This window comes from Shimia sp., from assembly GCF_039969785.1.
Lineage (GTDB): Bacteria > Pseudomonadota > Alphaproteobacteria > Rhodobacterales > Rhodobacteraceae > Shimia.
In genome coordinates this window covers 179,081-204,025 of the sequence record NZ_JBDVNC010000018.1, presented here as the reverse complement: position 1 = coordinate 204,025, position 24,945 = coordinate 179,081, and the positions used below count along the sequence as shown (strand labels likewise).

Genomic DNA, 24,945 nt, shown 5'->3' with positions numbered 1-24,945 from the left:
TGGTCAGTTTTTATAACCAATCTTGAGGTATGGCAAGTCCCATACTGTCGCGGTAGTCTTGGGGCATGATTTGGATTGACCGTCTTGCCCTGTTTTCTCCGCTTGATTATGCGGCCGTCGCCACGCTGTTTATCGGCTGGGTAAGTATAGGGTATTTCATTGAAAATCCCCCAACGAGCCGCCCGTCTGTTTCGTATCTGATGACGCATTACAGAAAAGAGTGGATGCGGCATTTCGTGGATCGCAATCCGCGGGTTTTTGATGCGCAGATATTGGGTAACCTGCGCCAGGGCACGGCGTTTTTTGCATCCACCAGCATGATCGCGGTGGGCGGTGGGCTGGCGCTGATTGGCAATGCTGAACAGCTGGCCGGGGTGGCGTCTGAGTTCACATTGGTCGAGGCGTCTCCGATTGTTCTGGAGCTCAAGATCATGATAATGCTGATCTTTGTCGCCAACGCATTTCTCAAGTTTGTCTGGGCGCACCGGCTATTTGGCTATTGTTCGGTTGTCATGGCCGCCGTTCCCAATGACACCAATGATTCCAGAACCTTACCAAGGGCGGACACAGCCTCTGAGATCAATATCACCGCATCACGCAGCTTTAACCGGGCGATGCGATCGGTGTATTTTGGGCTGGCTGCATCTGCGTGGTTGTTTGGCGGTGTCGCATTGCTGATCGCGACGGTGATCACGCTGTTTGTGCTCTGGCGCAGAGAATTTGCGTCTCAGTCACGCACAGCGCTGCTTCAGGAACAAGTGTGATTTAGTGGCAGTTATGAACGCGCCCCGTTCCGAAAAACAGACGGATCGGCATCCTGTCGGTATTGCGTCGGTATCGCATCGGCATGGTTTTTGACACGCGGGTCTTTGGGCAAACGTTTCAGAAACGCGCGGCGCAGTAGTCCTTTGAGAACAAGTTTCAGATTTTCAGATAAACACGCACCTCAAACCCGGTGGTAGGGGGATCCCGACAGAATGGATGCGGCGCGGTAAAGCTGTTCGCCCAACATAACCCGCGCCAGCATATGCGGCCAAACCATTTTACCAAAACTCAGCTTGGCATCCGCCTGTGCCCGCAGCGCCGGATCGATCCCATCAGCCCCGCCAATCACAAACGCCACATCGCCACGCGCTGCGTCGCGCCAGTTGGCCAGCATATTTGAAAAATCAGGAGAGCTCATCAGTTTGCCGCGTTCGTCCAGCGCGCAGATCACCGCCCCTTTGGGGATGACGCCTTGTAATAATCCGGCTTCGGCGGACATACCGCCGCCTTTTCGGTCTTCGACCTCGTGCAGTTTGATGGGACCCAGCCCCAATGCCCGGCCTGTGCGGTCAAACCGGCTCAGATAGTCGTCAAGCAAGTCACGCTCGGGGCCCGACCGCAGCCGACCGACGGCGCAAATATGCACCTTCAGTGCCATTCTCTCTCCTCCGGGCCAATGGCCCGGTGTGTCAGGTTATGCAGTGCCCGCAGGCATCCACATTTTCTCGAGCTGATAAAACTCGCGCACCTCGGGACGGAAGACATGCACAATGACATCACCGGTGTCGATCAACACCCAGTCGCCGGTGTCTTTGCCTTCGATCTTACAGGCGCGTCCAAATTCGGATTTCAGGCGTTGCACCAGCTTTTCCGAAAGGGCGGCAACCTGTCGGGTCGAACGACCAGAACAGACAACCATATAGTCACCAATAGCCGATTTGCCGCGCAGGTCTATCTGCACGATCTCTTCGGCCTTGTCTTCTTCGAGAGAGGAAAGGATACGCGCAAGCAGTGCCTCGCTTGTCGCACTATCTTGCCCCGCCGTCACGGCCGGACCAGATTCAGCAGCATCAGCCACATCAGTATTCAAAGACAGAGATCTGCCCTCCTAGCAACGCACCGCAATGCCCCGGTGCCAGGCGTGATTCCAAGATAGCACCCGAAACATGACTTCTCAATGAAACGCAACCCCCGAGGGGCGTAATGTTGCCGAATGTGATGCATAGCGGGCTCTTATAAGGGTAATTTCGACTGCTCAGCCCCGACGAACGTCGCAATTCCACCAATGGTCAATCCGGCAAGTCCGTCACAGGGGCGGCTTGAGCGCCGCCTTCCAGCATCCGCACTTCGCGTTGTGGGAAGGGGATGGAAATGCCGTTTTCCTGAAACGCGTCCCACAGGGCAAGATACACGTTGCCACGAATATTGGTCAGCCCGCCGGTGGGGTCTTCGATCCAGAACCGCAGGATGAAATCCACCGAGCTGTCTCCGAAACCGACGATGTGGCAAACGGGTGTTTTGGGGAAAGTCAGCACCCGTTCGACGCTTTTGGCGGCTTCAACAGCGATACGGCGCACCGCATGCGGGTCGTCGTCATAGGCGGTGCCAAAGTAGATATCGAGCCGCACATAGGTATCGGAATGCGACCAGTTCACCACCTGCCCGGTGATCAGGTCTTCGTTGGGGATCAGGTATTCGCGCCCATCCCGCGTGACCACGCTGACATAGCGGGCACTGAGGGTATTGATCCAGCCAAAGGTTTCGCCCAGCGAAATCACATCGCCGGGTTTGATGGATTTGTCGAGCAGGATGATCACACCGGACACGAGGTTAGAGACAACCTTTTGCAGGCCAAAACCGATGCCCACACCAATCGCGCCAGACAGGAATGCCAGCCCGCGCAGGTCAAACCCGATGGTGCGCAGGCCGATAAAAAAGGCCGCACCATAGAGCATCACTTGCAGGAATTTGACGAACAGCACCTGCATGGACGGCGAAATGTCAGCGTTGCGTTTGATCCGGCTGGCGGTCTGACGCGACAGGAACCGTACCAGCGCAAAGGTCATGCCCAGAATAAGCGCGCCCTGAATAACCATCCACATCGTCAGGCGGGTTTCGCCTATCTCGATGGCGATGCTGTCCATCAGCTGTTTGGCTTCCTGAGACAGGCCGGTGATAGCCAGCGTCACCCAGATCCACGCGCTGTAGCGCAGGATCATGCGCAGCGCCGAATTCTGAACCAGCCGCACAATCAGCACAACTACCAGCCACGCCGTGCCCAGATTGGCGAGAATGGCCAAAAGATAGGATCGGCTGGGCCATGTCAGTTCCCGCATGATCAGCACGGCGATCCAGGTAACAACCACAAACACAACCAGCGGCAACCGCCGGTGCAGCATCATCCCGTACCGATACCGCCATTTCGGCCAGCCTTCCTGTGCCTTGAGCCAGTTGTACATGCGGGGTTGCAGGATACGCGCGACCAGAAAGGACAGCGCGATCAGCACCAGCGCCATGGCCACCTGATAGGCATTCCAGGGGCGCAGCAAACCTTCGAGAAAATGTTGCACCTGATCCCAGATGCTCAGCGCGATTTCGGTGGTCTCAGTCTCGGGCGCACCCGCGTCAACCTCGCGCTCCGCGCCGGCAATGCGGTCCAGCCCGTTCACCTGATCATGGGACGGCGTCGTTTCAGGTGCCGTCGCTTCAGATGCGGTTGTTTCTGATCCGGTCGTGGCCTCGGTGGTCGTTTCTTCTTCCATTGGGGGTATGATGGCATGTGTCAGTGATCACGGCAATAAACTTGCGCGTGTCAGCATCCGCTTGAAGGAATCCTCGGACCGGTGTATGGCGGGGCCATGAAACGCATCTATGACATTGACGACCGCGCCTTTTTGCCCTGGCGGTTTTTCGGTCAGTCTAAATCAATCATCGCCGCTCTATAAGCGCGTGGCGTGTTTTTGCACGCCCAGATTTGCGAAGCCATAACAGCCAAATTCCAAAGAGACGGAGAGGACCGATGTCCCCCAAGACCATTTACGATAAGATCTGGGATGCCCATGTCGCGCACGAAGCCGATGATGGCACCTGCCTGCTTTATATTGACCGCCATCTGGTCCACGAAGTGACCAGCCCGCAAGCCTTTGAAGGGTTGCGCATGTCAGGTCGCAAAGTGCGTGCGCCAGAAAAAACCATCGCTGTGCCGGATCACAACGTGCCCACCACGCTGGACCGGGCCAAGGGTATCGACAACGAAGAAAGCCGCATTCAGGTGGACGCGCTGGATCAGAACGCCAAGGAATTTGGTGTGCATTACTATCCGGTCTCTGACGTGCGCCAGGGCATCGTGCACATCGTCGGTCCCGAGCAAGGCTGGACCCTGCCCGGTATGACTGTCGTTTGCGGCGATTCGCATACCGCGACGCATGGCGCCTTTGGTGCGCTGGCGCATGGTATCGGCACCTCTGAAGTGGAACATGTTCTGGCCACGCAAACGCTGATCCAGAAAAAGTCCAAGAACATGAAGGTCGAGATCACTGGCAAGCTGAAGCCGGGTGTGACCGCCAAGGACATCACCATGGCGGTGATCGGGGAAACCGGCACTGCGGGTGGGACCGGCTATGTCATCGAATATTGCGGTGAAGCGATCCGTGATCTGTCGATGGAAGGCCGCATGACCGTGTGTAACATGGCCATCGAAGGCGGCGCGCGCGCTGGTTTGATTGCGCCCGACGACACCACGTATGAATACTGCAAAGGTCGCCCGCACGCCCCCAAAGGCGCCGCCTGGGAACAGGCCGTTGCGTATTGGAAAACGTTGTTCACCGACGAAGGTGCGCATTTTGACAAGGTTGTCACGCTGAAAGGCGAAGACATCCAGCCGGTTGTCACCTGGGGCACCTCGCCCGAGGACGTACTGCCGATCACCAGCGTTGTGCCGAGCCCGGACGATTTCGAAGGCGGCAAAGTTGAAGCGGTCAAGCGGGCGCTGGACTATATGGGTCTGACACCGGGTCAGAAGCTTACCGACATCGAGATCGACACCGTGTTTATCGGATCGTGCACCAATGGGCGCATCGAAGATTTCCGCGCCGTGGCCGAAGTGGTCAAAGGCAAAAAGATCAAGGAAGGCATGCGCGCCATGATCGTTCCGGGCTCTGGCCTTGTGCGGGCGCAGGCCGAAGAAGAAGGTCTGGCCGAGATTTTCGAAGCCGCCGGATTTGAATGGCGTCTGGCCGGGTGTTCCATGTGTCTGGCGATGAACCCCGATCAGCTGAGCGAAGGCGAGCGGTGTGCGGCAACGTCCAACCGAAACTTTGAAGGTCGTCAGGGCTATAAGGGCCGCACACATCTTGTGTCACCTGCCATGGCCGCCGCGGCTGCCCTGACCGGCAAGCTGACCGACATTCGCGATCTGGTATAAGGAGACTGCAAAATGGATAAGTTTGAAAAACTCCAGGGTATTGCGGCCCCTATGCCGCTGGTGAATATCGACACCGACATGATCATCCCCAAGGTGTTCCTGAAGTCGATTGCGCGCACTGGTTTTGGTGCCAACCTGTTTGACGAGATGCGGTTTAACCGTGACGGCACCGAGATCCCGGATTTCGTGCTGAACAAACCCCAGTACCGCAAGGCGGAAATTCTGGTGGCCGGTGATAACTTTGGCTGTGGATCCAGCCGCGAACACGCCCCGTGGGCGATCGCGGATTTCGGCATCAAATGCGTTGTTTCGACGTCTTTTGCTGACATCTTTTTCAACAACTGCTTTAAAAACGGCATCCTGCCGGTGGTTTTGCCACAAGAGCAGGTCGATCTGTTGATGAAAGACGCCGAAAAAGGCGAAAACGCGCGCATGACCGTTGATCTGGAAACGCAGGAAATCACCACGTCGGATGGTGACGTGATTTCGTTCGACGTAGACCCGTTTAAAAAGCATTGCCTGCTAAACGGGCTGGATGACATTGCGTTGACCATGGAAAAAGCCAGCGCAATTGACACGTTCGAAGCGCAGGCCAATGCCGCCCGTCCGTGGGCCTGAATTCGGCACTGAGACCGAAATAAGGCAGAAATAAGGCAGGCCGCTCTGAATGGGGCGGCCTGTTTTTTTGGGGGGTGGCACATGTGCGGCGCCATGGTGGATGACCTGTCAAGATCCACTACATCTTGTAGAACATTGGTCTTGCTGGCTTTTTTACCCAGAAAATTGATGCAATCGCGCACCAGTCGCTATCGGCGTCCACTGGTTCTTAACCCAATCGGAAACAAAGCCTTGAGCGTTGGGGCGAAAATAGACAAGATAAAGGCAAGAATGAGGCACCCCGTGATTTTGCGGGATCAAGTTGGAACAAGATCGCGGCGTTGAATCGTGACATCCAGTTTGAAAGGGAATGGGCAGTGTTAGGAAATATCATCAGCGCTTTGACGCGCGCATTACTGGTCGCATCGTTGTTCGCAACGCCTGCCCTGATTTTGCCCAATGTCAGCCCTGACGCGATTGAAATCGTGTTGTTGTTTGCGCTGTTTTCGGGCTGTCTGGTGTTTATCGAATACTATTCGACCTACCCCTCGATCATCGAATTCCGCTATGCGCCGCCGTTTAACCGGCTTCGGTTTCTTGCGATCTTCTTTGCCGTGTTCTTTTTGTCCGTGATCGCACGGGGGCAGTTGGCCCCAAATGCCTTTACCTCCTTTTTGCATACGCTTGGGATCGTGGTCGGCAACGCCATTGATTTCCCCTATTCACCTGTGCGGTTGATGGTGATCATGCTGCCCGACAATGCGTCCCCCGAACTGGTGCAATCGGTGCGCACCTCGTCCGGCATTTCCTATCTGATATCGCTGATCGCGCTTGCGATCTTCTATTTCTATGTCCGCATTCTGGCATGGCCCGCGCGCAACGGTGCGTTCAATGTCTGGATCAACCTGCCTTTGTTTGACCCCACAGCGGGCGGCGATGTGCTGGCCCGACTGCAGCGAGATGGGCGGCTTAACATTGCATTAGGGTTTTTGATGCCATTCTTGATCCCGGCGATTGTGCAGATGATGTCTGATCTGGTTGATCCGATCTATCTGGACGATCCGATGACAATGATCTGGACGATAAGCGCATGGGCCTTTATTCCGGCAAGCCTGATCATGCGGGGCATGGCGATGACGCGTGTGGCCGAAATGATCCGCGACAACCGTCGCCGCGCCTATGCGTCGGCGCGCGCTTTGCAAGCTATCTGATCCTCACCCTGTTGTTGCTGCTGGCAACGCCGCAATCCGGGCATTCCGATATCATCCGGGTGGCCACCTTTGACGTGGAATTGTCACGCAAGGGACCGGGGTTAATGCTGCGCGACATTGCGCGCGACGACCCGCAAGTTGGCGCGATTGCGCAGATTGTGACCCATGTCGCCCCGGATATCCTGTTTTTGCAGGGTGTGGATTTCGATCATAACCTGACGGGTGCACAGGCGTTGCGCGATGCTTTGACCGATGCAGGCACCAGATATGAACATGTTTTTGCCCTGCCCCCCAATGCCGGTTTGCGCAGCGGGCTGGACCTGAATGGCGATGGTCGGCTGAACGGGTTTGCCGACAATCAGGGGTACGGGCGGTTTTATGGTGATGGCGCCATGGTTCTGTTGTCGCGCTGGCCGGTGCATCACGCCGGGGTACAGGATTTCTCGGGCCTGTTGTGGCGCGATCTTGATGGTGCACAATTGCCAATTGAGAACGGCGCGCCATTCCCATCAAAGCAGGCGCAAGCCGCGCAGCGTTTGTCATCCGTCGGCCATTGGATTGTGCCGGTGATGCTGCCAGACGGGCGCCAGCTGAACCTGATGATGTTTGCAGCCGGACCGCCGGTGTTTGACGGCCCCGAGGATCGCAACGGGTTGCGCAATGCGGATGAGATCAGGCTGTGGCAAGTGGTGCTGGATGGTGGGCTGGGTCTGCCACCTGCCCCGCCTTTTGTGGTGTTGGGCAATGCCAACCTTGACCCGACCCGGGGCGAAGGGCGGCGCGCAGCCATCGTCAATTTGCTGTCTGATCCAAGGCTGCAGGATCCGCATGCGCGCATGGGCCCAACCGTGGATTGGAGCGATCCGACGCCCGGGGATTTGCGGGTGGATTATGTTTTGCCATCCGCCGACATCACAGTTCCGGACGCAGGTGTGGTCTGGCCCCGTGATCCCGCCAAGGCCGACGCGTTGTTGATGTATGACGGTATCGCCGCCAGCCGTCACCGGATGGTCTGGGCAGATCTGGAGTTCTGAGACCGACGCGTCGGGGCAATGACGTCCTGCGGGATTGCGCGGGCCAGAGCCTGAGCAACCGGGGTTGGTTCGAAATCGGGCAATAATGCCCGGAGCCGCGCATCATCCAACGCATGCGGGGTGTTCCACAGGTAACGCATTTCCTGCAAATGACGCGCCAGTTTCCAAAACGGGGTCAGCAGACGCAAAGGCAGCCAATCCATACGCTTGACGCGCATGGGCTGGCCCGTGATCTCGCCCAGATGTTGCGCAATGTCACGACCGGTCAGCGTGTAACCGGGAAAGGGCACCTCTTCGAATGTGTTCAGGTTGTCCGGCATCCCGGCCAGCAAAACAGCCGCTCGCGCCATATCCGGCAAATACGCCCATGCGTGCGGGATGCCCGGATTGCCGGGATAGGTGAACACGCCCCGCCCGACCTTTGGCGCCATGATCTTGTCAAACCAGTTACCCGAAGCTTGCGTGTCGATGAAATCACCGCCGCGCAGCAGGATGGTACGGACGCCGCTGTCGCGATAGGCGCGCTCCATGTCCTGACGAATGCGCCCCAGCGGATTGGTTGCATCATGCGGTGTGGTCAGCGACCAGACCCCCGGGTTTGCAGGGCCGTACACATAGACGTTGCCCGGTACAATCACCAACGCGTCGACTGATTTCGCCGCCGCGATAACGCTGGCATGCAGATCCGGTAGTGTCGCCGCCCATTCCGTATAAGGCGGGTTCCAGCCGTTGACGATCACCTGCACGCCGCGCACCGCGTCAGGCAAGGTATCCGTGGCGCGATTAAATCGACGCACCGTCCAGCCCGCATCGCCAAAGGCCGTTGCCGCGTGTCGTCCAAACCGCCCGCTGGCGCCCAAAATTAATACCGTCTGTTTCATGGCTTGCCTCTTGACTGATCCTTGCCAGCAAGATGTGCCATTCAAAAACAAACATAAATTGCGAAAAAGTGAATTCCTGCTATTCATTTTTGTATGAAAGCTGCGCTTCACACCCGGGACTGGACGTTGATCCAGTCGTTTCTCGCCGTTGCGGAAACCGGCTCGCTCTCGGGGGCGGCACGCAAGCTTGGGGTGTCGCAACCCACGTTGGGACGTCATATCAAGACATTGGAAGAAAGCCTGAATGTTGAGCTGTTCCATCGTCATGCCCGTGGATTTGAGCTGACCGGGCTGGGCCGGGACATGCGCGCCCATGCAGGTCAGATGGAAAGCGCCATGCGGTCGATCGCGATGACCGCGGCCGGTGGGGAAACACGCCTTAAGGGGGATGTGCGTATCGCCACCAGCGTGTTCATGGCGCATCATGCCATGCCAGACATTATTGCAATGATGCGCAGCGCCGAACCGGATATTTGCATTGACCTTGTGCCATCGGACGCCTCGGAAAACCTGTTGTTTCGCGAGGCGGATATTGCCGTGCGCATGTATCGCCCTGCACAGCTGGACATGGTGACAAAACATCTGGGCGACATCACGCTGGGGATGTTTGCCACGCAAGATTACCTGAACCGCAAGGGCCGCCCGCGCAGCGCCGGCGATCTGCGCCACCACGACATGATCGGGTATGACGCAAATGACGATATCATCCGTGAAATGCGGCAGATGGGCATCGCGGCATCGCGCGACTGGTTTTCCGTAAGGTGCGATAATCAAAGCGCCTATTGGAATCTGGTCAAGGCGGGGTGCGGGCTGGGGTTTTGCCAGTCTAATGTGGCGCGCGCCACACCCGGCATCGAAGAGGTGCTGCCGGACTTTCCCATGCCCGTTCTGCCGGTCTGGTTGACCGCACATGAAGCCATTCGGCACACACCGCGGATTTCGCGCATCTGGGCGTTGTTAGAAACCGGGTTACGCCCCTTCGTTTCTTGATCTTTCCGACATCTCCCGCTAGGGCAGGTCCGACAAGTTTTTTCAAGGACGGACAGCCCCATGAGCAACCCCTCGCTTCTCATTCTTGCCGGTGACGGCATTGGCCCCGAAGTCATGGCGCAGGTGCGTCGGATTATTGACTGGTACGGCGAAAAACGTGATCTGGCATTTGATGTCAGCGAGGATCTCGTGGGCGGTGCCGCCTATGACGCACATGGCGTGCCGTTGCACGATGACACAATGGCCAAAGCGCAAGAGGCTGACGCGGTGCTGTTGGGCGCTGTAGGTGGTCCGAAATACGACGATCTGGATTTCAGCGTAAAGCCGGAACGCGGCCTGTTGCGTCTGCGCAAGGAAATGGACCTGTATGCCAACCTGCGCCCGGCCCAGTGTTTTGACGCGCTGGCGGATTTCTCGTCGCTGAAAACCGAACTGGTGTCCGGGCTGGACATCATGATCGTGCGCGAATTGACAGCCGGTGTATACTTTGGTGAGCCGCGCGGCATCTTTGAAGAGGGCAACGAACGGGTTGGCATCAACACGCAGCGTTACACCGAGAGCGAGATTGAGCGCGGTGCACGGTCGGCCTTTGAGTTGGCAATGCGACGCAACAAAAAGCTGTGTTCGATGGAAAAAGCCAACGTGATGGAATCGGGTATTCTGTGGCGCGAAGTTGTGACCGAAGTGGCCAAGGATTACCCCGAAGTTGAGCTGAGCCACATGTATGCCGACAATGGCGCCATGCAGCTTGTGCGCGCACCCAAACAGTTTGACGTGATCTACACCGATAACCTGTTTGGCGACATCCTGTCGGATTGTGCCGCGATGCTGACTGGTAGCCTTGGCATGTTGCCTTCGGCCAGCCTCGGTGCCCCAATGGCCAATGGTCGTCCCAAGGCACTGTACGAGCCGGTACATGGTTCTGCCCCCGACATCACCGGTCAGGCCAAAGCCAACCCCAGCGCCTGTATCCTGAGCTTTGCAATGGCGCTGCGCTATTCCTTCGATCAGGGCGCAGAGGCCGACCGTCTGGAAGCCGCCGTTGAAAAGGTACTTGCCGATGGCGTGCGCACGGCGGACCTGATGCAGGCCGATGGCGGTACGCCGGTTTCGACCAGCGAAATGGGCGATGCGGTTCTGGCTGCGCTGGACGCCAGCCTGAAAAACAGTCAACTTGCGTGATTAATTCAAAGAGGTGCGGGCAACTGCGCCTCTTTTTTCTTGATTTTTGGACGTGCCTGATGTCCATGGGCGATACCGCTAACACGTGCAAGACGGGTATCCGCCATGAGTTTAAAAGCCATCCTGCTGGGCCTGGCGGCCTTTGCTCTTTTTTCCACCCATGACGTGATCGTGCGGTATCTGGGGGCGACGTTTACACCCATTCAGATTCTGTTTTTCACTAGTCTTATGTCATTTCCACTGGTCACGCTGATGTTGGTGCGTGACCCGACCCACGGCAATTTGCAACCGGTACATCCTTGGTGGATCGCGTTGCGGTCGCTGACAATGGCCATGGGCGGGATTTGCGGATTTTACGCGGTGTCCAATCTGCCGCTGGCGCAGGCTTATTCGATCTTTTTCACGGTTCCGCTGGCGATCACGGTTCTGGCGATCCCGATGTTGGGCGAAAAAGTGGGCATTCACAGGGTTCTGGCGGTGATCGTCGGTCTGGCGGGTGTCATTGTTGTCGTGCGTCCCGGATCGGCAGAAATGGGTCTCGGACATCTGGCGGCTTTTGGTGCCGTGTGCAGTGCCTCGGTGCAGTCGGTCATCGCCCGAAAAATTGGGCGGGAAGAGCGCCGGGTGGTGATGCTGTTGTTTCCTTTGGCAGCCACGTTCCTCGTGATGGGGGTCGGACTTGGGTTTGTTTATGAGCCGATGTCGATTGTTGATCTTGCCGCAATGGGTGCGATTGCAATTCTGGGGTTTCTGGCGGCAACCTGTCTGGTGGGGGCCTACACATTGGGCGAGGCCACGATTGTGGCGCCAATGCAGTATTCCCAGATCATCTGGGCCATGCTGTTCGGATACGTTTTGTTTGGCGAAACGGCTGATCTTCAGACGCTGGTCGGAGCGGCGATCATTATCTCCAGTGGCCTTTATATCGTGGCGCGCGAAGCGTTTGCCGGCACTTCAGACAACACACCTGTGTTGCGCTCTCGTACTCGTGCGTTTTCGCCGGGTGCGTTCCGCGTATCGGATGTATTGCGGCGCAAGCCGCGCGCCTGAAATCTTGTCGCCGTGCCTAAGAGCCTTTTGAGCCCTAGGGCACGGCTGCATTGCAGTTAGGTCTATCCTGCGAGCGGCTGATGCTCTCTGACACCTCTCGCCAGTGAAGCAACTTGGTTTGCGTGCATTGCGACCCGCTCAGATCGCGAAAGGCGATGCATCGGATCAACTCACTTGCAGTGCATTTGTTTTGGTCACGAACACCCACCCTGCCCTCCTGATTTCGGCAAACGTGATAACCAAGCCCACTTGCCGTCAAAAGCCGTAAAGTACTTAATTGCGTTACTTGCAAAGCTTAACGAGATGAGGCCTTAACCCTCGTCTGCGTATTTTTTTTGACAGATCATCGTGCTAAAAGCCCGCCCACAAGCAAACGAGGGACCGGTGATGACACGCGATTATTTGGTGACCAACAGAGACCTCTGGAACGACGATGCGCCCAATTACGTGGAGTTTGCCAAGGCGCGCTGGCGCCTTGAGACACCAGCATGGGGAAATTGGGGAAACCCGGATGACGGCCTGAAATTGCTTCCCGATGACATGGCACAGACGGATGCAATCGAACTGGGGTGTGGCACAGGATACGTTTCGGGCTGGATGCACCGGCGCGGCGCGAAAGTTACCGCGATTGATATTTCTTCAGAACAGCTGGCCACCGCGCGCAGCATTGCTGATGAACACGGCGCGCATATCACCTTCATCGAAGGAAACGCCGAAGACACCGGCCTGCCAGATGCCGCATTTGATTTCGCGATCTCAGAATATGGCGCATCGATCTGGTGCGCGCCCGACAAGTGGCTGCAAGAGGCGTGGCGATTGCTGCGTCCCGGTGGACGGCTGGTGTTTCTGGGGAACCATCCGCTTTCGTTAATCTGCTCGCCGCTTGATGGATCACCTGCCGAGCGGACCTTGCGCCGCCCGTACCGTGGCATGTGGGGGGCGGATTGGACAAAGGTGGCGTTTGAGCCATCCGGCGTGTGTTTTAACCTGACGCTGTCAGACTGGATGGATTTGTTCAACCAGATCGGTTTCTACGTCACAAAATATCAAGAGCTTTATGCACCCGAATGGGCGTACGGGACGCGCGCCGCTATTCCTGCGGACTGGGCCAAAGACTATCCCGTGGAACAGGTGTGGCAGTTAAAAAAGCCTGAGTGACGTCAGTCGCGCTCTTGCGCATTCGGCATCAACGAGACAGACGAGCCTGGAAGATCGCACAATTCGAGCGCGGTTAGGGAAACAAAAAAGCCCGACCCGGGCAACCGGGACGGGCTTTGTGGTTCATCTTTTCAGACGTTTAGTCGATGATCGCGTTCAGGGTTGCGCTTGGGCGCATGATTTTGGCTTTCAGCTCGATCGACGGGCGGTAATAGCCCCCGATCTCTGCTGCAGGGCCCTGGACCGCTGCCAGCTCAGACAGAATTGCCGCTTCGCCGTCGGCCAGTGCTTTGGCAACGCCTGCGAATTCGGCGGCCAGATCGGCATCGTCCGATTGCGCGGCCAGCGCGTCTGCCCAGTAGCGGGCAAACCAATAGTGGCTGTCGCGGTTGTCAGGCTCACCAACTTTGCGGCTGGGCGAGTTATTGTGGTCCAGAATGCCTTGGGTGGCATCCTCGGCCGCGCGCCCCAGAACACCGGCCTTGGCGTTGCCCTGGCTGTCCGCAAGGAAGTTCAGTGATTCACCAAGCGCGCAGAATTCACCCATCGAGTCCCAACGCAAGTGGTTCTGTTCAACCAGCTGCTGCACGTGCTTAGGCGCCGATCCACCAGCACCGGTTTCAAACAGTCCGCCGCCATTCATCAGTTTCACAATCGACAACATCTTGGCCGATGTGCCCAGTTCCAGAATTGGGAACAGGTCGGTCAGATAATCACGCAGCACGTTGCCCGTGATGGCGATGCTGTCATTGCCTGCCGTAATGGTTTTCAGCGACTGCGCTGTGGCTTCACGCGGAGCCATGATCTGGAATTTGTCGGCCACACCGGCGGCAGCCAACGCGGGTTCAACATATTTGATCAGCTCAGCATCATGGGCGCGGTTTGCGTCCAGCCAGAAGATCGCCTCGGACCCGGTCAGACGCTGACGGTCACGTGCCAGTTCGATCCAGTTTTCAATCGGCGCCTGTTTGGCTGTGCAGGACCGCCAGATGTCACCGGCCTCAACGTCGTGGCTGTGCAGTGTCTCGCCATTGGCCAGAACAATGCGGATCGTGCCGTCTGCTGGTGCTTCGAACGTGGTGGGGTGCGAGCCGTATTCTTCGGCTTTTTGCGCCATCAGACCGACGTTAGCCACTGACCCACAAGTGGTCACATCCAGCGCGCCGTTGGCTTTGAAGAAATTGATGCTTTCGTCATAGATCGTGGCATAGCAACGGTCCGGGATTACACAATTGGTGTCACCCTTGGCACCGTTCTGGTCCCAGCCTTTGCCGCCTGCGCGGATCACGGCAGGCATCGAGGCGTCAATGATCACGTCTGATGGAACATGCAGGTTGGTGATGCCTTTGTCGCTGTCGACCATATACATGTCAGGGCGATCTGCGGTGACCACGGCAATTGCGGCCATGATTTCTGCATTGCCCGACACACGCTCAAGCACGTCGCCCATGCCTGAATTCGGGTTTACACCCAGCGCGTCCAGTTCGGCAGCGAACTGTTCGAACACTGGCGCCAGCCAAGCTTTGACCGCGTGACCAAAGATGATCGGGTCGCTGACCTTCATCATCGTTGCTTTCATGTGCAACGAGAACATTGTGCCGTCGGCCTTGGTGTCTTCGATGGCACCTGCCAGAAACACGCCAAGCGCATTGGCGGACATGAATGTCGCATCTGCAACGGTGCCCGCGTCCAGCGACCAGCCGTCTTTCAGAACGGTCACGCTGTCGTCTTTGGCAACAAATTCGATCTTGGCATCGCCCGCCTGATCGGCGGAGATTGTGGCCGAGACTTCGTTGGCATAAAAATCATTGCCCGGCATGCTGGACACTTTGGTCTTGCTGTCGGACGCCCATGTGCCCATTGAATGCGGGTTGTTCTGGGCATAGTTTTTCACAGCCTTGGCCGACCTGCGGTCCGAGTTGCCTTCGCGCAGAACCGGGTTCACAGCCGACCCTTTGATCGCGTCATACCGTGCACGGATCGCTTTTTCGGCGTCGTCTTTGGGCTCTTCAGGGTAAGTCGGTACGTCATAGCCTTTTGACTGCAGCTCTTCGATGGCTGCGGACAACTGAGGCACCGAGGCCGAGATATTGGGCAGCTTGACCACATTGGCGCCGGGTGTTTTCACCAATTCGCCCAATTCCGCCAGATCGTCGGACTGACGCTGTGCGTCTGTCAGGTTCTCAGGGAAGGTGGCGATGATGCGGCCAGCCAGCGAAATATCCTTGGTTCCAACGCTTACACCCGCCGCCGAAGCGAATTTGCGGATGATTGGCAGGAAGGACGCTGACGCCAGTTCGGGCGCTTCGTCTACAATGGTATACAGTATGTCTGCGGTCTTTTGATCTGCCATCTTTCTCACAACCTTTTTTGAGCGTCAGGGATGTCTTGCGACTAGGGATATGCGGCGGCAAAGCCGGGTTCCGTCAATTCTTGTGCCCCGCGCCAGCGCAATGCCAGCACGTAAGACAGGGTCCCTATAAAGGGCGCCGCGCGAAATATCAATTCCACATGGCGGTGATGGTCCGAGCAATTTGACGCGCCCCTTAAACCGCACCGGCCATCCAGGCGTCCAGCGATACGATCTGCGCTTCGTTCAGATGCAAGCCCAGCTTGGTACGACGCCAGACAACATCTTCGGCTGAACACGCATATTCGCGCTGCATCAGCCAGCGCACTTCGGCCTCTGTCAACGCCGCGCCAAAGCCCTGCCCCAGATCCTGGGCCGTTGTCGCATCACCCAAAATGATCCGCGCATCAGTGCCATAGGTGCGCACCAAACGTGTGGCCCAGTTGAGGTCAAGAAACGGATAAGTCTGCATCAGCGCGCCAATCAGCGCATCAACTCCGTCGACAGCAAAATCGCCCCCCGGCATTGCCACACCTGCGGTCCAGTTTTCTTCACTGGCGCCCAATAATGGCGCCAATTTAGACATCGCTGATTCCGCCAAACGCCGATAGGTGGTGATCTTGCCACCAAACACATTCAGCACCGGCGCACCCGGATTTTCCAGCTTCAGCACATAATCCCGTGTCGCCGCCGTCGCCGAAGACGCCCCGTCATCATACAGCGGACGCACCCCGGAATACCGCCAGACCACATCATCCATTGTAACCGGTGTTTTGAAATAGCCCGAGGCAAAGTCACACAAATACTGTGCCTCGGAATCCGTGCAGGTCGGCTTTTCGTCGGGCGACACGTGTTGCTGATCAGTGGTGCCGATCAGCGTGAAATCCCGCTCGTAAGGAATGGCAAAAATAATGCGCCCGTCCTGACCCTGGAAAAAATAGCAACGGTCATGGTCAAACAGGCGTTTGGTCACGATGTGACTGCCCCGCACCAACCGCACACCCTCCTTGGCGTTGCTGCCCACCACACCGCGGATCACGTTTTCAACCCATGGTCCGGCCGCATTCACCAGAGCGCGCGCCTGCGTGGTGGTTTGCTCCCCGGTCTGCGTGTCCTCGGTCACAATCTGCCACAGCCCGTTCGTGCATTCAGCAGAAACGGCGCGGGTGCGGGTGCGGATTGTGGCACCACGAGCCTCGGCATCGCGCGCGTTCAACACAACCAACCGGCTGTCCTGCACCCAGCAGTCAGAATATTCAAACGCCTTCTCAAAACGATCATCCAGCACCTGTCCCGCCGGATCGGTACGCAAATCCAGTGACCGCGTGGCCGGCAGGATTTTACGCCCGCCCAGATGGTCATAGAGAAACAGCCCCATACGGATCATCCACGCCGGACGCCGCCCCTTGAGCCACGGCATCACACCGCTCAAAACCCGCGAGGCCGGGGTTTCCGCATCAAACCGCATGTCTTTATGAAACGGCAGCACAAACCGCATTGGCCAGCTGATATGAGGCATCGCCCGCAACAGCGTTTCGCGCTCGATCAATGCCTCGCGCACAAGGCGCAGTTCAAAATACTCAAGATAGCGCAATCCGCCATGAAACAGCTTGGTCGACGCCGATGACGTGGCTGACGCCAGATCATTCATTTCGACCAGCTCAACGCTCAGCCCGCGCCCAACCGCGTCACGCGCGATGCCACAGCCATTGATGCCGCCGCCGATGACAAAAAGATCGACTGTTTTTGGGGTTTGCGAATCCATTGGAATACTTTCGAACATTTGCGAACTCCAAAGATGCCAAAATCGAATATTTTTCAACCTAAATTGTCGCTGCGGAGCGCATTTATCTATGATTCGACCGAATTTCCTTGTGATTGCGCGCAAAAAATCGAACATATCGAACATGAATCAAAGCTTTCGCGAACTTGAAATCCTCGAAATTGCCCGCACATCGGGCAAAGTGACCGTTGACGGGCTGGCCGCGCGGTTTGATGTCACCGTGCAAACCATTCGCCGCGACCTGACCAATCTGGCCAATGCCGGGCGGTTAGAACGGGTGCATGGCGGCGCGGTTCTGCCATCTGGCGTGCGCAATATTCGCTACGAAGAACGCCGACAGGTGAACGCCGACGCCAAAGAGGCAATGGCGCAACGCTGCGCGGCGCAAATCCCGGACGGCTCGGCGCTTTTCCTCAACATCGGCACCAGCACCGAGGCCCTGGCCCGCGCGTTGTCTGGTCATGACGGGTTGATGGTGGTCACAAATAACCTGAATGTTGCGACCATCATGACCGGCAATCCGCGCTGTACCGTGTTGTTGACAGGCGGCAAGCCCCGCCCCGAGGATGGTGGGCTGACCGGCCCCGTTGCGGTGCATATGCTGGCGGATTTCCGGTTCGACATCGCCATTCTGGGCTGTTCTGCCATCTCACAAGACGGCAACGCGTTTGACTTTGACATGGACGAAGTCAGCGTCAGTCAGACCGCAATTGCGCGCGCATCGCAATCATGGCTGTTGGCCGACCATTCGAAATTCCAACGCAACGCTCCGATCCGCATTGCCCCGTTGACCACGTTTGATCAGATATTCACCGATCAATCCCCGGACTTGCATAGTGATGTGCTAAGCACCCTGCGTGGTCGGTTGGTACAAACAGTGGAACACACAGAGACGCCCCAGCCAGCAAGCGGCAATACCTTGGCCTCAAATCCCATACCCGTTTCGAAATGATAGGCTTGGGCTCTTGGTAGAGGGCGAGCAAGTCGCATTAGAATTGTCTGCATAACCATCAGAAAAAACATCTTTTAATTAATTTCAATCCGCTGCGCCGAGAGTCGCGGAACTACCAACAGGTCTGCCCGGACTTAATTTGCGCCCACTTTCAGGAACCGCCGTCCGACAACTTGTGAACAGCTCGCCAAATTGCCACGTGATCCGATAATCAGATGTAATCATCAACATGGATTGCATCATTTTTTTGAAGCCATAAATCGAGTGAAGCCGCTTCAAGATTTTGCCCGACTCTCTCGCTGCCAGCATAACAATTGCGATTGGAGAGTGGGTCTTACCCCGGCCTCTTCTAAGGCCGGAACAATGTGACCTGGAACACAATTTTGGAATGTGATCGGGTCAGATCAGTTAGCGCATTCAGGCGTCAGGCCCAAGCTGCCGCATTGTGGTGTCATAAGCGCAACGCGCGCCTTCGCGCACTGACAAGTGCACACAATTCGTGGGACATCACTTCAATCGAATAAAAGCTGTCGAAGCCAATCTCCTGAAACGTTTTGATGAAATGCGAGAAATCAAACGACGCTTCGCCGCAGAACCGCCGGCGGTGTATGGCATCCTCAAGCAATGTGCCTTTGACATCGACATCCCCGTCATCCAGCTCAACAGAAACCAGCAATTGGCGCGGCACTTTGGCAACTTCAGGAATTGGAATACCTGTGCGGCGCATGTGCCTGCAATCAATCAACAATTCGGAATCAAACTCTTCGGCTCCGTCAACAATCTGATACGCAATCTCATGGTGAGAGACATTTCCAAACGGCATCGGCTCCAACGCAATTCGCGTGCCACGTGTCTGTGCCTCGCGACACATTCCAGAAATTCGCCATGCATTGGTGGAATGTCGATCTCGGTCGCGCCAAACTCACAGGCCACTTTTACGTTGCGTGCGCGCAAGGCATGACCCGCTTCCGGATGGTCACGGCATTCGGGACCCGAACGGGCGCGTTTTTCGCCGGTGGCCCAGCACCCCGCCGACATCTCAAATTCGCAATGACGAATACCATTAGTATCCACGAGCCGGTGCATATCCGCAAATCCAAACCGGTCGCGCACGGCAGCCATGTCTTCATGCAGAAATCCTCTTTCAGTGAACCCAACATCCGCCGCCGCATCTGTCGCCTTTGTCTGATCCCGGCTTCCAATCTGTTTGGCCGCGACTTCAATACCTGTCCCTGTGACTAGGCCAAAGCCAACGGCGGCAGCAATGCCATACCGCAGACCCGCCTGCCCCACGACAAGCGTTATCAGGCCGCCCAAGGTCAACATTGGACCGACGCTCAGGTCAAATTCACCGGGCCAAAAATGCCATGAAGCTGGTGCTCGCTGGCAGGGCACGCCAAAATTCCTGTGCGTTAACCCTTCGTCCGGGGCCTCGCGGTGGGGTGCAGCCCGTGAGTGGCCTGGCCAAATGCCCCGCCCGACCCTTGCACGGATAAGCGCGCTGTTTGTCCGGTCTTTCGTTGGTTTGCTTAAGATCCAGACCCAGCCGGTCCGGCGCGATGTCTGACAGGCCAGGCTGCTCCAAAGTCCCGGCCACGCTTTCGCGATGCCGTCAACTGCGATAAAACCGCGACACATCCGGATGCCCGGGAAGTGCCTTGTCCAGAACCGAGAGGTGCGGGATTATCGAAGGCTCCGGAAATACAACGGAAACACGCCGCGTATCGGTCCGTTTTCCGGCTTTCAGGATTTCGCCTTGGTCAGGTGAGCAAACCCGGAAATCAAGCGCACCAATGTGCTTTTGCCAGCGCCATTTTCACCGCAAATTGCGCGAGTTTCGCTGGGGCCATGCCGACCCGCCCCCCGCTGGTGGCCCCTTGCGATGGTATCGCCCGGTTCAAGCGTTGCGAATACGCTGACCTTGGCCGCCGGTTCAGCAACTGAAAAAACATGTCTGACGTGCTGGCCGATTGCACCACGTCACCATTCAGAAAAGCTTCAAGAAGCAGCCATTTTGTTCCTTCTGGCAATTCATCCGTAGATACAAAATCCGGGCAAAACGCGCCGGTGTGGTCGAATTCTTGCCCGGCGTCCATTGCTCACCAAAGAACCGAATGTCGCGCAATGAGGCTTCGTTGAAAATCGAGTGGCCCGCCACATAACCAAGCGCGTCATTCTCTGACACAGCGCGCGCCCTGCGACCAACAACGACCAACAATTCGCCATTATAATCAAGCTGTTCGCTGCATTCCGGCCTGACAATCGGGGCACCCAGGGCAACAAGGCTGGTGGCAAATCGGGAAAAACTGGGGTAAATGGGCAGTTTTTTTTAGGGGCTTTCCTTGGCATGCTCGAGGTAATTCAAACCAACAAATCACCTTTCCGGGCTTTGGGATCGGCGACAACAGACTGAGATCGCCGGTTTCGACAACCGGCTTGCCTGTCCTGAATGCCTTGTCTCAAAAATTGCCCGACCAGATCATATCGGCAAGGCACGCAAATTCCGTCTCATGCCAACCATCAACCGTATGCACCGCCACAAATTGTGAGCCAGCATGTTCATATGTGCGATATCGCATGACGTTCTCATCACCTGCGACAGGTCGTGGCCGAGCAACGCCGGGGCTACCGGCTTTCCCATGTGTCCGAACCCGATCTGCGCGAAATTGCAAAACTGCGTATTAACTTTGACGCTCTGGCTATTGGTGAATCCGTCACGCAGGGCGACGACCTTTGGGAAGAACGCCTCGTCGCGGCTTATTACGTGCTCAGCAAACGTAAAAAGGTGCATCCCGACGACGAGATCGATCCGGATTGAGAAAACAACCACATCCGGTTTCTGTTCGCGCTGGTCTCAGGCTGTGACATGCCCAAGCTGATTTCCTTCCGCCAGTTTCTTGAAATTCAGGCACGACGTTATCGCGATACGGTCGAGCTTTTGTTGGCAGGCACGCCAAAAGAAGACCTCAACGCTTTGTAAAATCCCATAGCCTCCTTCTCTCTACCTGCCCTCGCGCTTCAAAACTTCGTTTTCAAATGATGGGGTGGACCACAGGCCCACCCCATTGCATTGCGCGGATGGGATCGCGCGCAATCCCCTGGCAACCCTGAATCCAGCGGCTTTGCAAAGGTCATTCAAAGTCAGCGCCTCTACCCCGGTTTCGAGCGAGTTATGATCCTTGAATATCGAACTTCTGCGTATCGATGGCAGAGCTTGCCTCAAGTTTAACGGTCTTTTTGGACGTGTTCCCCAGCACCGCGCGCGCGGTGTGTGTGATGTCCCGCGCGATCGCGGCTGTTTCGGCCTCATCGCGCAAAGGAGACATCGGAACCATGATCATGCGATCCAGTATCTTAAGCGAGCGCGCGCATTGATCGGGTTTTGTTTCCAACCGGCAGTCGGCATTGGCGGGATGGTTGTACGGGTTCATTGCCGGATGCGCTGCCCCTTTCTGCTGCAGCACCTGTTCCCATTTGGTATAGGTGTGCCGACCGGTTTCACTTGCGATGACGACGGGCATGATTTCTGCAAACCGCTTTGCGGATTCAGCTGTTGGCAGTTGAAACATCAGATGCGCCGCGCAATCGAAGTCCGGCGAATGCATCAAAGCGGGTGTAAGACCCATGTCACGCAGCCCCTCTGTTGCCTGCAGGATATACTCGCGCTCTTTGCGCATGGCGCTAACGATGCCGTCAATGCGATCAAGCTGCACATTCAACATGGCCCCCTGAAGCTCTGACGCCCGCCCGCCATTTCCAGCAAAAAGGTCCAGCCCTTCGTCTTGTCCGTTCCAGTAATAGTGACACGGATCAATCGCACAGCGCGCGCGTCCTGCCAGCGACGCGTCCGACGTTGCAATGGCACCGCCTTCGCCGCAGGTCATGTTCTTGTAGAAATTGAAACTGAACGCGCCGATATCCCCAATCGCGCCAAGTTTTTGACCCTTATACCCGCCGCCAACGCCCTGACAGGCATCCTCGATGACCCAGAGCTGATGGCGTTTGCCCAGTTCCGTAATCGCATCCATATTGCAGGCCGCGCCCCACATGTGCACCGCAATCACAGCCCTTGTCCTGGGTCCAACCGCGGCCTCAATGGCGGTCGGGGAAATGGTCAGGCTCTCGTCGATATCGACCACCACAGGGATTGCCCCAACGGCCAGAACACTGGTCGCGGTGGCCATATATGTATGCGCCGGAACAAGGACTTCGTCACCCGGCCCCACACTAAGCGCTCTCATCGCGGCCGTCAGCGCGTATGTGCCGCTGACTGTCAGGGCAACATGTTGTGTGTTCAGGTAGTCAGCATATCGGCTTTCAAAGCGATCACATTCCTGACCGATGCCATAGCGAAACAGGGTCCCTTCACGGATGACCTTTGCGAGTGCATCGATTTCTTCATTCCCTACCAAATACATGTCCGTCTCCTCTGAATCGGTTCAAGAAAGACCGCCCGCTGCAAAGGCGGGCGATCCTGTGCGTGTCAGGCGGCAAACCCTGCCTCTGCCGCGAGAGTTGACAGGTTTTCAAAACCGAGTTTTGCATAGAAAAACGGAGGGGCTTTTTCCGGGTTTTGCTCGGCTTCGACAACAAGCCAACCGTCAAAATTCGCCTGTTGCAACGAACTCAGAATGGCCCCGAAATCGACACCACCATCGCCGGGTACAGTAAATATGCCATCCAGAATCGCATCCATGAACGACATGTCCGTCGAGACGGCTTTGTTAAGCTTGTCTGTCCGTATGTCTTTGCAATGAAGATGCACAATGCGGTCCGCGTGTTTGGCGCAAACGGCCACCGGATCGCCACCCGCAAAGGTGCAATGCCCCGTGTCAAAGGCCAACTTTACTGATGGTCCAACCAATTGCATCACGCGGTCAATCTCGGCATCTGTCTCGACAATTGTGCCCATGTGGGGGTGCAACGCCAAGTTTATTCCAAGCGCCTCTGTTCTGTCCGCCAATGTTGAAAGCGCGGCGGCGTAGGATTCCCATTCAGTCTCCGCCAATACAGGGCGCTGAGAAATTGGTTTCCAAATGCCTTCAAGCCGACCGCAGGACCCTTCGCCGTAAACGAAATGTTTGACCCCCAATGTAATGAGCATCTGCAGATAATCCTGCATCGCCTCAAACTCAGCGTCGACTCCACGGTCAAGGATTTTTCCTTCCCACCAACCGGATGCCAAATTCAGATCGTGTGCGCCCAAAAGTGTGTTCAGGGCGGCGGCGTCCTGAGGAAATTTTCCGCCCATTTCGATGCCCTCGTAACCGGCCGCGCGGGCTTCGCTCAGACATTGTTCAAGGGTCGTTTCCTTGCCCAGATCGGGCAGGTCATCATTGGTCCAGCCAATTGGATTTGTTGCGAATTTTAGTGCCATTTTATTTTCCAGTGTTGTGATCGTTGTTCAGGTGGTTTCGGGCGCGACAATCCAGCCGCCGCCCTTTTGTGACGAGCGCAGAATTCCCTTGCAGATGCGCGAAATACAGACCGCATCGTCCAGATCGGCGCCGTGTTGTTCCTGTTTAGAGATGGACATCAGAAAATCGCGAATCTCGATTGTCTTAAGGTCGTTGAAGCCCAATCCATGGCCCGGCGCAGGGATAAAAGCGCCATAATCCGGGTGCTCTGCATTGATGTGAACCGTGCGAAATCCTGCGCCGGCATTGTCTTCACCGGCCCGATAGATTTCGATCTGATTGGACTGCTCGCCGCGAAAGACAATTGTGCCTTGCTCACAAATCAGCTCAAATCCGATATCCATTTTATGACCATGGGCGACCCGGCTGACTTCGACAGAACCCACAGCCCCACTTTCAAACTTGAGCGTGCTGTTGGACCAGTCTTCATTTTCAACGGCGCGGTTTGTGGTGGGGTCCGAGGCGAGGCAGCGTGATTGATGGAACGTTGCGACCTCCCCTCTGAGGTCGGTGACCGGGCCGCATAACGCGCGTGCGATTGCAAACACGTGCCACCCCATATCGCCCAACGCGCCGCATTTGCCCGCAAGGCTTGCATCGTGACGCCAGGTGAACGGCTGTGTTGCGTCGGCACCGTAGTCCTCGCAATGCCATCCTTTAAAGTGCAGGGGCTTCCCAAGCTCCCCAGTTTCCAGCACTTGAAGCGCGTATCGGATCAAGGGCGACCGCAAATATGTGAAACCAACAAGATGGGACACGTTGCCAGCCCGCGCCGCATTGGCAATCTCAGCGGCCTCATCGCTGGACAGACCGACCGGCTTTTCGCAAAGGACATGCGTTCCGTGCTTGGCGGCGGCGATGGCGATGTCTTTGTGCAGATAGCTTGGTACGGCGATAACAACCGCGTCGCATTCGACCACGGCCCGCTGCCAATCGGTCGTCGCGATCCGAAACCCAAAACGTTGCGCCATTGTGGTCGCGGTCTTTTCGTCCGCTTCGACCAACATGTGGGGTGTAGCAACAAAATGCTCGTCCCCAAACACCCTGTTCACCGCGTTGATGGCCAATGCATGGCTGCGGCCAATAAAGCCTGCGCCAATCAGCCCGATTTTTATTTCCATTTTGGTTTTCTCCAACAACCTTGATTTAGCG

The 24,945-nt window shown here is 56.7% G+C and carries 23 protein-coding genes; 11 read left to right on the top strand and 12 right to left on the bottom strand.

Annotated features, from left to right (window positions below; translation table 11 throughout):
* Positions 1-65: 65 nt before the first annotated feature.
* Positions 66-764, top strand: coding sequence for a DUF599 domain-containing protein (locus ABJI08_RS10395; RefSeq protein ID WP_348401766.1), 699 nt, complete (start codon positions 66-68; stop codon positions 762-764).
* A gap of 182 nt (positions 765-946) precedes the next feature.
* On the opposite strand, the gene rlmH is transcribed toward ABJI08_RS10395, so the two are convergent.
* From rlmH to ABJI08_RS10380, 3 genes are all read right to left on the bottom strand, one after another.
* Complete coding sequence (rlmH, locus tag ABJI08_RS10390) at positions 947-1,417, bottom strand: 23S rRNA (pseudouridine(1915)-N(3))-methyltransferase RlmH (RefSeq protein WP_348401844.1); 471 nt, start codon at positions 1,415-1,417, stop codon at positions 947-949.
* A 42-nt stretch (positions 1,418-1,459) separates the two neighbouring features.
* The gene (rsfS, locus tag ABJI08_RS10385; protein WP_348401843.1) at positions 1,460-1,813 is read right to left on the bottom strand and encodes a ribosome silencing factor; all 354 of its coding nucleotides are present in this window, start codon (positions 1,811-1,813) and stop codon (positions 1,460-1,462) included.
* A 241-nt stretch (positions 1,814-2,054) separates the two neighbouring features.
* The gene (locus ABJI08_RS10380) at positions 2,055-3,527 is read right to left on the bottom strand and encodes a mechanosensitive ion channel domain-containing protein (protein WP_348401765.1); all 1,473 of its coding nucleotides are present in this window, start codon (positions 3,525-3,527) and stop codon (positions 2,055-2,057) included.
* Between the two features lie 257 nt (positions 3,528-3,784).
* Here ABJI08_RS10380 and leuC point away from each other — a divergent pair, with 257 nt between their 5' ends.
* The 4 genes from leuC (at position 3,785) to ABJI08_RS10360 (ending at position 8,030) form a co-directional block, all read left to right on the top strand.
* Positions 3,785-5,188 (top strand): 3-isopropylmalate dehydratase large subunit, encoded by a 1,404-nt coding sequence (leuC, locus tag ABJI08_RS10375; RefSeq protein ID WP_348401764.1) that lies wholly within the window; start codon positions 3,785-3,787, stop codon positions 5,186-5,188.
* 12 nt (positions 5,189-5,200) lie between these two features.
* Positions 5,201-5,806, top strand: a complete 606-nt coding sequence (leuD, locus tag ABJI08_RS10370) for a 3-isopropylmalate dehydratase small subunit (RefSeq protein WP_348401763.1) — start codon at positions 5,201-5,203, stop codon at positions 5,804-5,806.
* A gap of 356 nt (positions 5,807-6,162) precedes the next feature.
* Positions 6,163-6,996 (top strand): hypothetical protein, encoded by an 834-nt coding sequence (locus ABJI08_RS10365; RefSeq protein ID WP_348401762.1) that lies wholly within the window; start codon positions 6,163-6,165, stop codon positions 6,994-6,996.
* A gap of 11 nt (positions 6,997-7,007) precedes the next feature.
* Positions 7,008-8,030, top strand: a complete 1,023-nt coding sequence (locus ABJI08_RS10360) for an endonuclease/exonuclease/phosphatase family protein (RefSeq protein WP_348401761.1) — start codon at positions 7,008-7,010, stop codon at positions 8,028-8,030.
* Here ABJI08_RS10360 and ABJI08_RS10355 read toward each other — a convergent pair.
* A complete protein-coding gene (locus ABJI08_RS10355; RefSeq protein ID WP_348401760.1) occupies positions 7,997-8,911 on the bottom strand; it encodes an epimerase in 915 nt (304 codons plus the stop codon). The two genes, ABJI08_RS10360 and ABJI08_RS10355, sit on opposite strands and share 34 nt — an antisense overlap.
* A gap of 93 nt (positions 8,912-9,004) precedes the next feature.
* Here ABJI08_RS10355 and ABJI08_RS10350 point away from each other — a divergent pair, with 93 nt between their 5' ends.
* From ABJI08_RS10350 to ABJI08_RS10335, 4 genes are all read left to right on the top strand, one after another.
* Positions 9,005-9,901 carry a LysR family transcriptional regulator gene (locus ABJI08_RS10350; protein WP_348401759.1) on the top strand — a complete coding sequence of 299 codons (897 nt, stop codon included), beginning with the start codon at positions 9,005-9,007 and terminating at the stop codon, positions 9,899-9,901.
* Positions 9,902-9,961: 60 nt separating this feature from the next.
* A complete protein-coding gene (gene leuB / locus ABJI08_RS10345) occupies positions 9,962-11,083 on the top strand; it encodes a 3-isopropylmalate dehydrogenase (protein WP_348401758.1) in 1,122 nt (373 codons plus the stop codon).
* Between the two features lie 105 nt (positions 11,084-11,188).
* Positions 11,189-12,133: a DMT family transporter gene (locus tag ABJI08_RS10340; RefSeq protein ID WP_348401757.1), complete on the top strand. Its 945-nt coding sequence runs from the start codon at positions 11,189-11,191 to the stop codon at positions 12,131-12,133.
* Positions 12,134-12,520: 387 nt separating this feature from the next.
* On the top strand, positions 12,521-13,291 hold the full coding sequence (locus ABJI08_RS10335) for a methyltransferase domain-containing protein (protein WP_348401756.1): 771 nt from the start codon (positions 12,521-12,523) through the stop codon (positions 13,289-13,291).
* Positions 13,292-13,430: 139 nt separating this feature from the next.
* Here the strand turns inward: ABJI08_RS10335 and ABJI08_RS10330 are convergent, their stop codons facing one another.
* Positions 13,431-15,644, bottom strand: coding sequence for an NADP-dependent isocitrate dehydrogenase (locus ABJI08_RS10330; RefSeq protein WP_348401755.1), 2,214 nt, complete (start codon positions 15,642-15,644; stop codon positions 13,431-13,433).
* A 193-nt stretch (positions 15,645-15,837) separates the two neighbouring features.
* Positions 15,838-17,424, bottom strand: coding sequence for a glycerol-3-phosphate dehydrogenase (glpD, locus tag ABJI08_RS10325; RefSeq protein ID WP_348401754.1), 1,587 nt, complete (start codon positions 17,422-17,424; stop codon positions 15,838-15,840).
* Between the two features lie 124 nt (positions 17,425-17,548).
* Here glpD and ABJI08_RS10320 point away from each other — a divergent pair, with 124 nt between their 5' ends.
* Positions 17,549-18,376 carry a DeoR/GlpR family DNA-binding transcription regulator gene (locus ABJI08_RS10320; RefSeq protein WP_348401753.1) on the top strand — a complete coding sequence of 276 codons (828 nt, stop codon included), beginning with the start codon at positions 17,549-17,551 and terminating at the stop codon, positions 18,374-18,376.
* 451 nt (positions 18,377-18,827) lie between these two features.
* Here the strand turns inward: ABJI08_RS10320 and ABJI08_RS10315 are convergent, their stop codons facing one another.
* From ABJI08_RS10315 to ABJI08_RS10305, 3 genes are all read right to left on the bottom strand, one after another.
* On the bottom strand, positions 18,828-19,199 hold the full coding sequence (locus ABJI08_RS10315; RefSeq protein ID WP_348401752.1) for a hypothetical protein: 372 nt from the start codon (positions 19,197-19,199) through the stop codon (positions 18,828-18,830).
* Positions 19,118-19,702, bottom strand: a complete 585-nt coding sequence (locus ABJI08_RS10310; RefSeq protein ID WP_348401751.1) for a hypothetical protein — start codon at positions 19,700-19,702, stop codon at positions 19,118-19,120. The genes ABJI08_RS10315 and ABJI08_RS10310 overlap by 82 nt, the downstream gene beginning before the upstream one ends.
* A gap of 455 nt (positions 19,703-20,157) precedes the next feature.
* Positions 20,158-20,472 carry a hypothetical protein gene (locus ABJI08_RS10305; RefSeq protein WP_348401750.1) on the bottom strand — a complete coding sequence of 105 codons (315 nt, stop codon included), beginning with the start codon at positions 20,470-20,472 and terminating at the stop codon, positions 20,158-20,160.
* A 509-nt stretch (positions 20,473-20,981) separates the two neighbouring features.
* Between ABJI08_RS10305 and ABJI08_RS10300 the strand changes: the two genes are divergently transcribed.
* Positions 20,982-21,194 (top strand): hypothetical protein, encoded by a 213-nt coding sequence (locus tag ABJI08_RS10300; protein WP_348401749.1) that lies wholly within the window; start codon positions 20,982-20,984, stop codon positions 21,192-21,194.
* Positions 21,195-21,546: 352 nt separating this feature from the next.
* On the opposite strand, the gene ABJI08_RS10295 is transcribed toward ABJI08_RS10300, so the two are convergent.
* From ABJI08_RS10295 to ABJI08_RS10285, 3 genes are all read right to left on the bottom strand, one after another.
* A complete protein-coding gene (locus tag ABJI08_RS10295) occupies positions 21,547-22,794 on the bottom strand; it encodes a DegT/DnrJ/EryC1/StrS family aminotransferase (RefSeq protein ID WP_348401748.1) in 1,248 nt (415 codons plus the stop codon).
* A gap of 65 nt (positions 22,795-22,859) precedes the next feature.
* Positions 22,860-23,753 (bottom strand): myo-inosose-2 dehydratase, encoded by an 894-nt coding sequence (gene iolE / locus ABJI08_RS10290; protein ID WP_348401747.1) that lies wholly within the window; start codon positions 23,751-23,753, stop codon positions 22,860-22,862.
* Between the two features lie 27 nt (positions 23,754-23,780).
* Entirely contained in the window at positions 23,781-24,914 is a 1,134-nt protein-coding gene (locus ABJI08_RS10285) for a Gfo/Idh/MocA family oxidoreductase (protein ID WP_348401746.1), read from the bottom strand.
* Between the last annotated feature and the right edge of the window lie 31 nt (positions 24,915-24,945).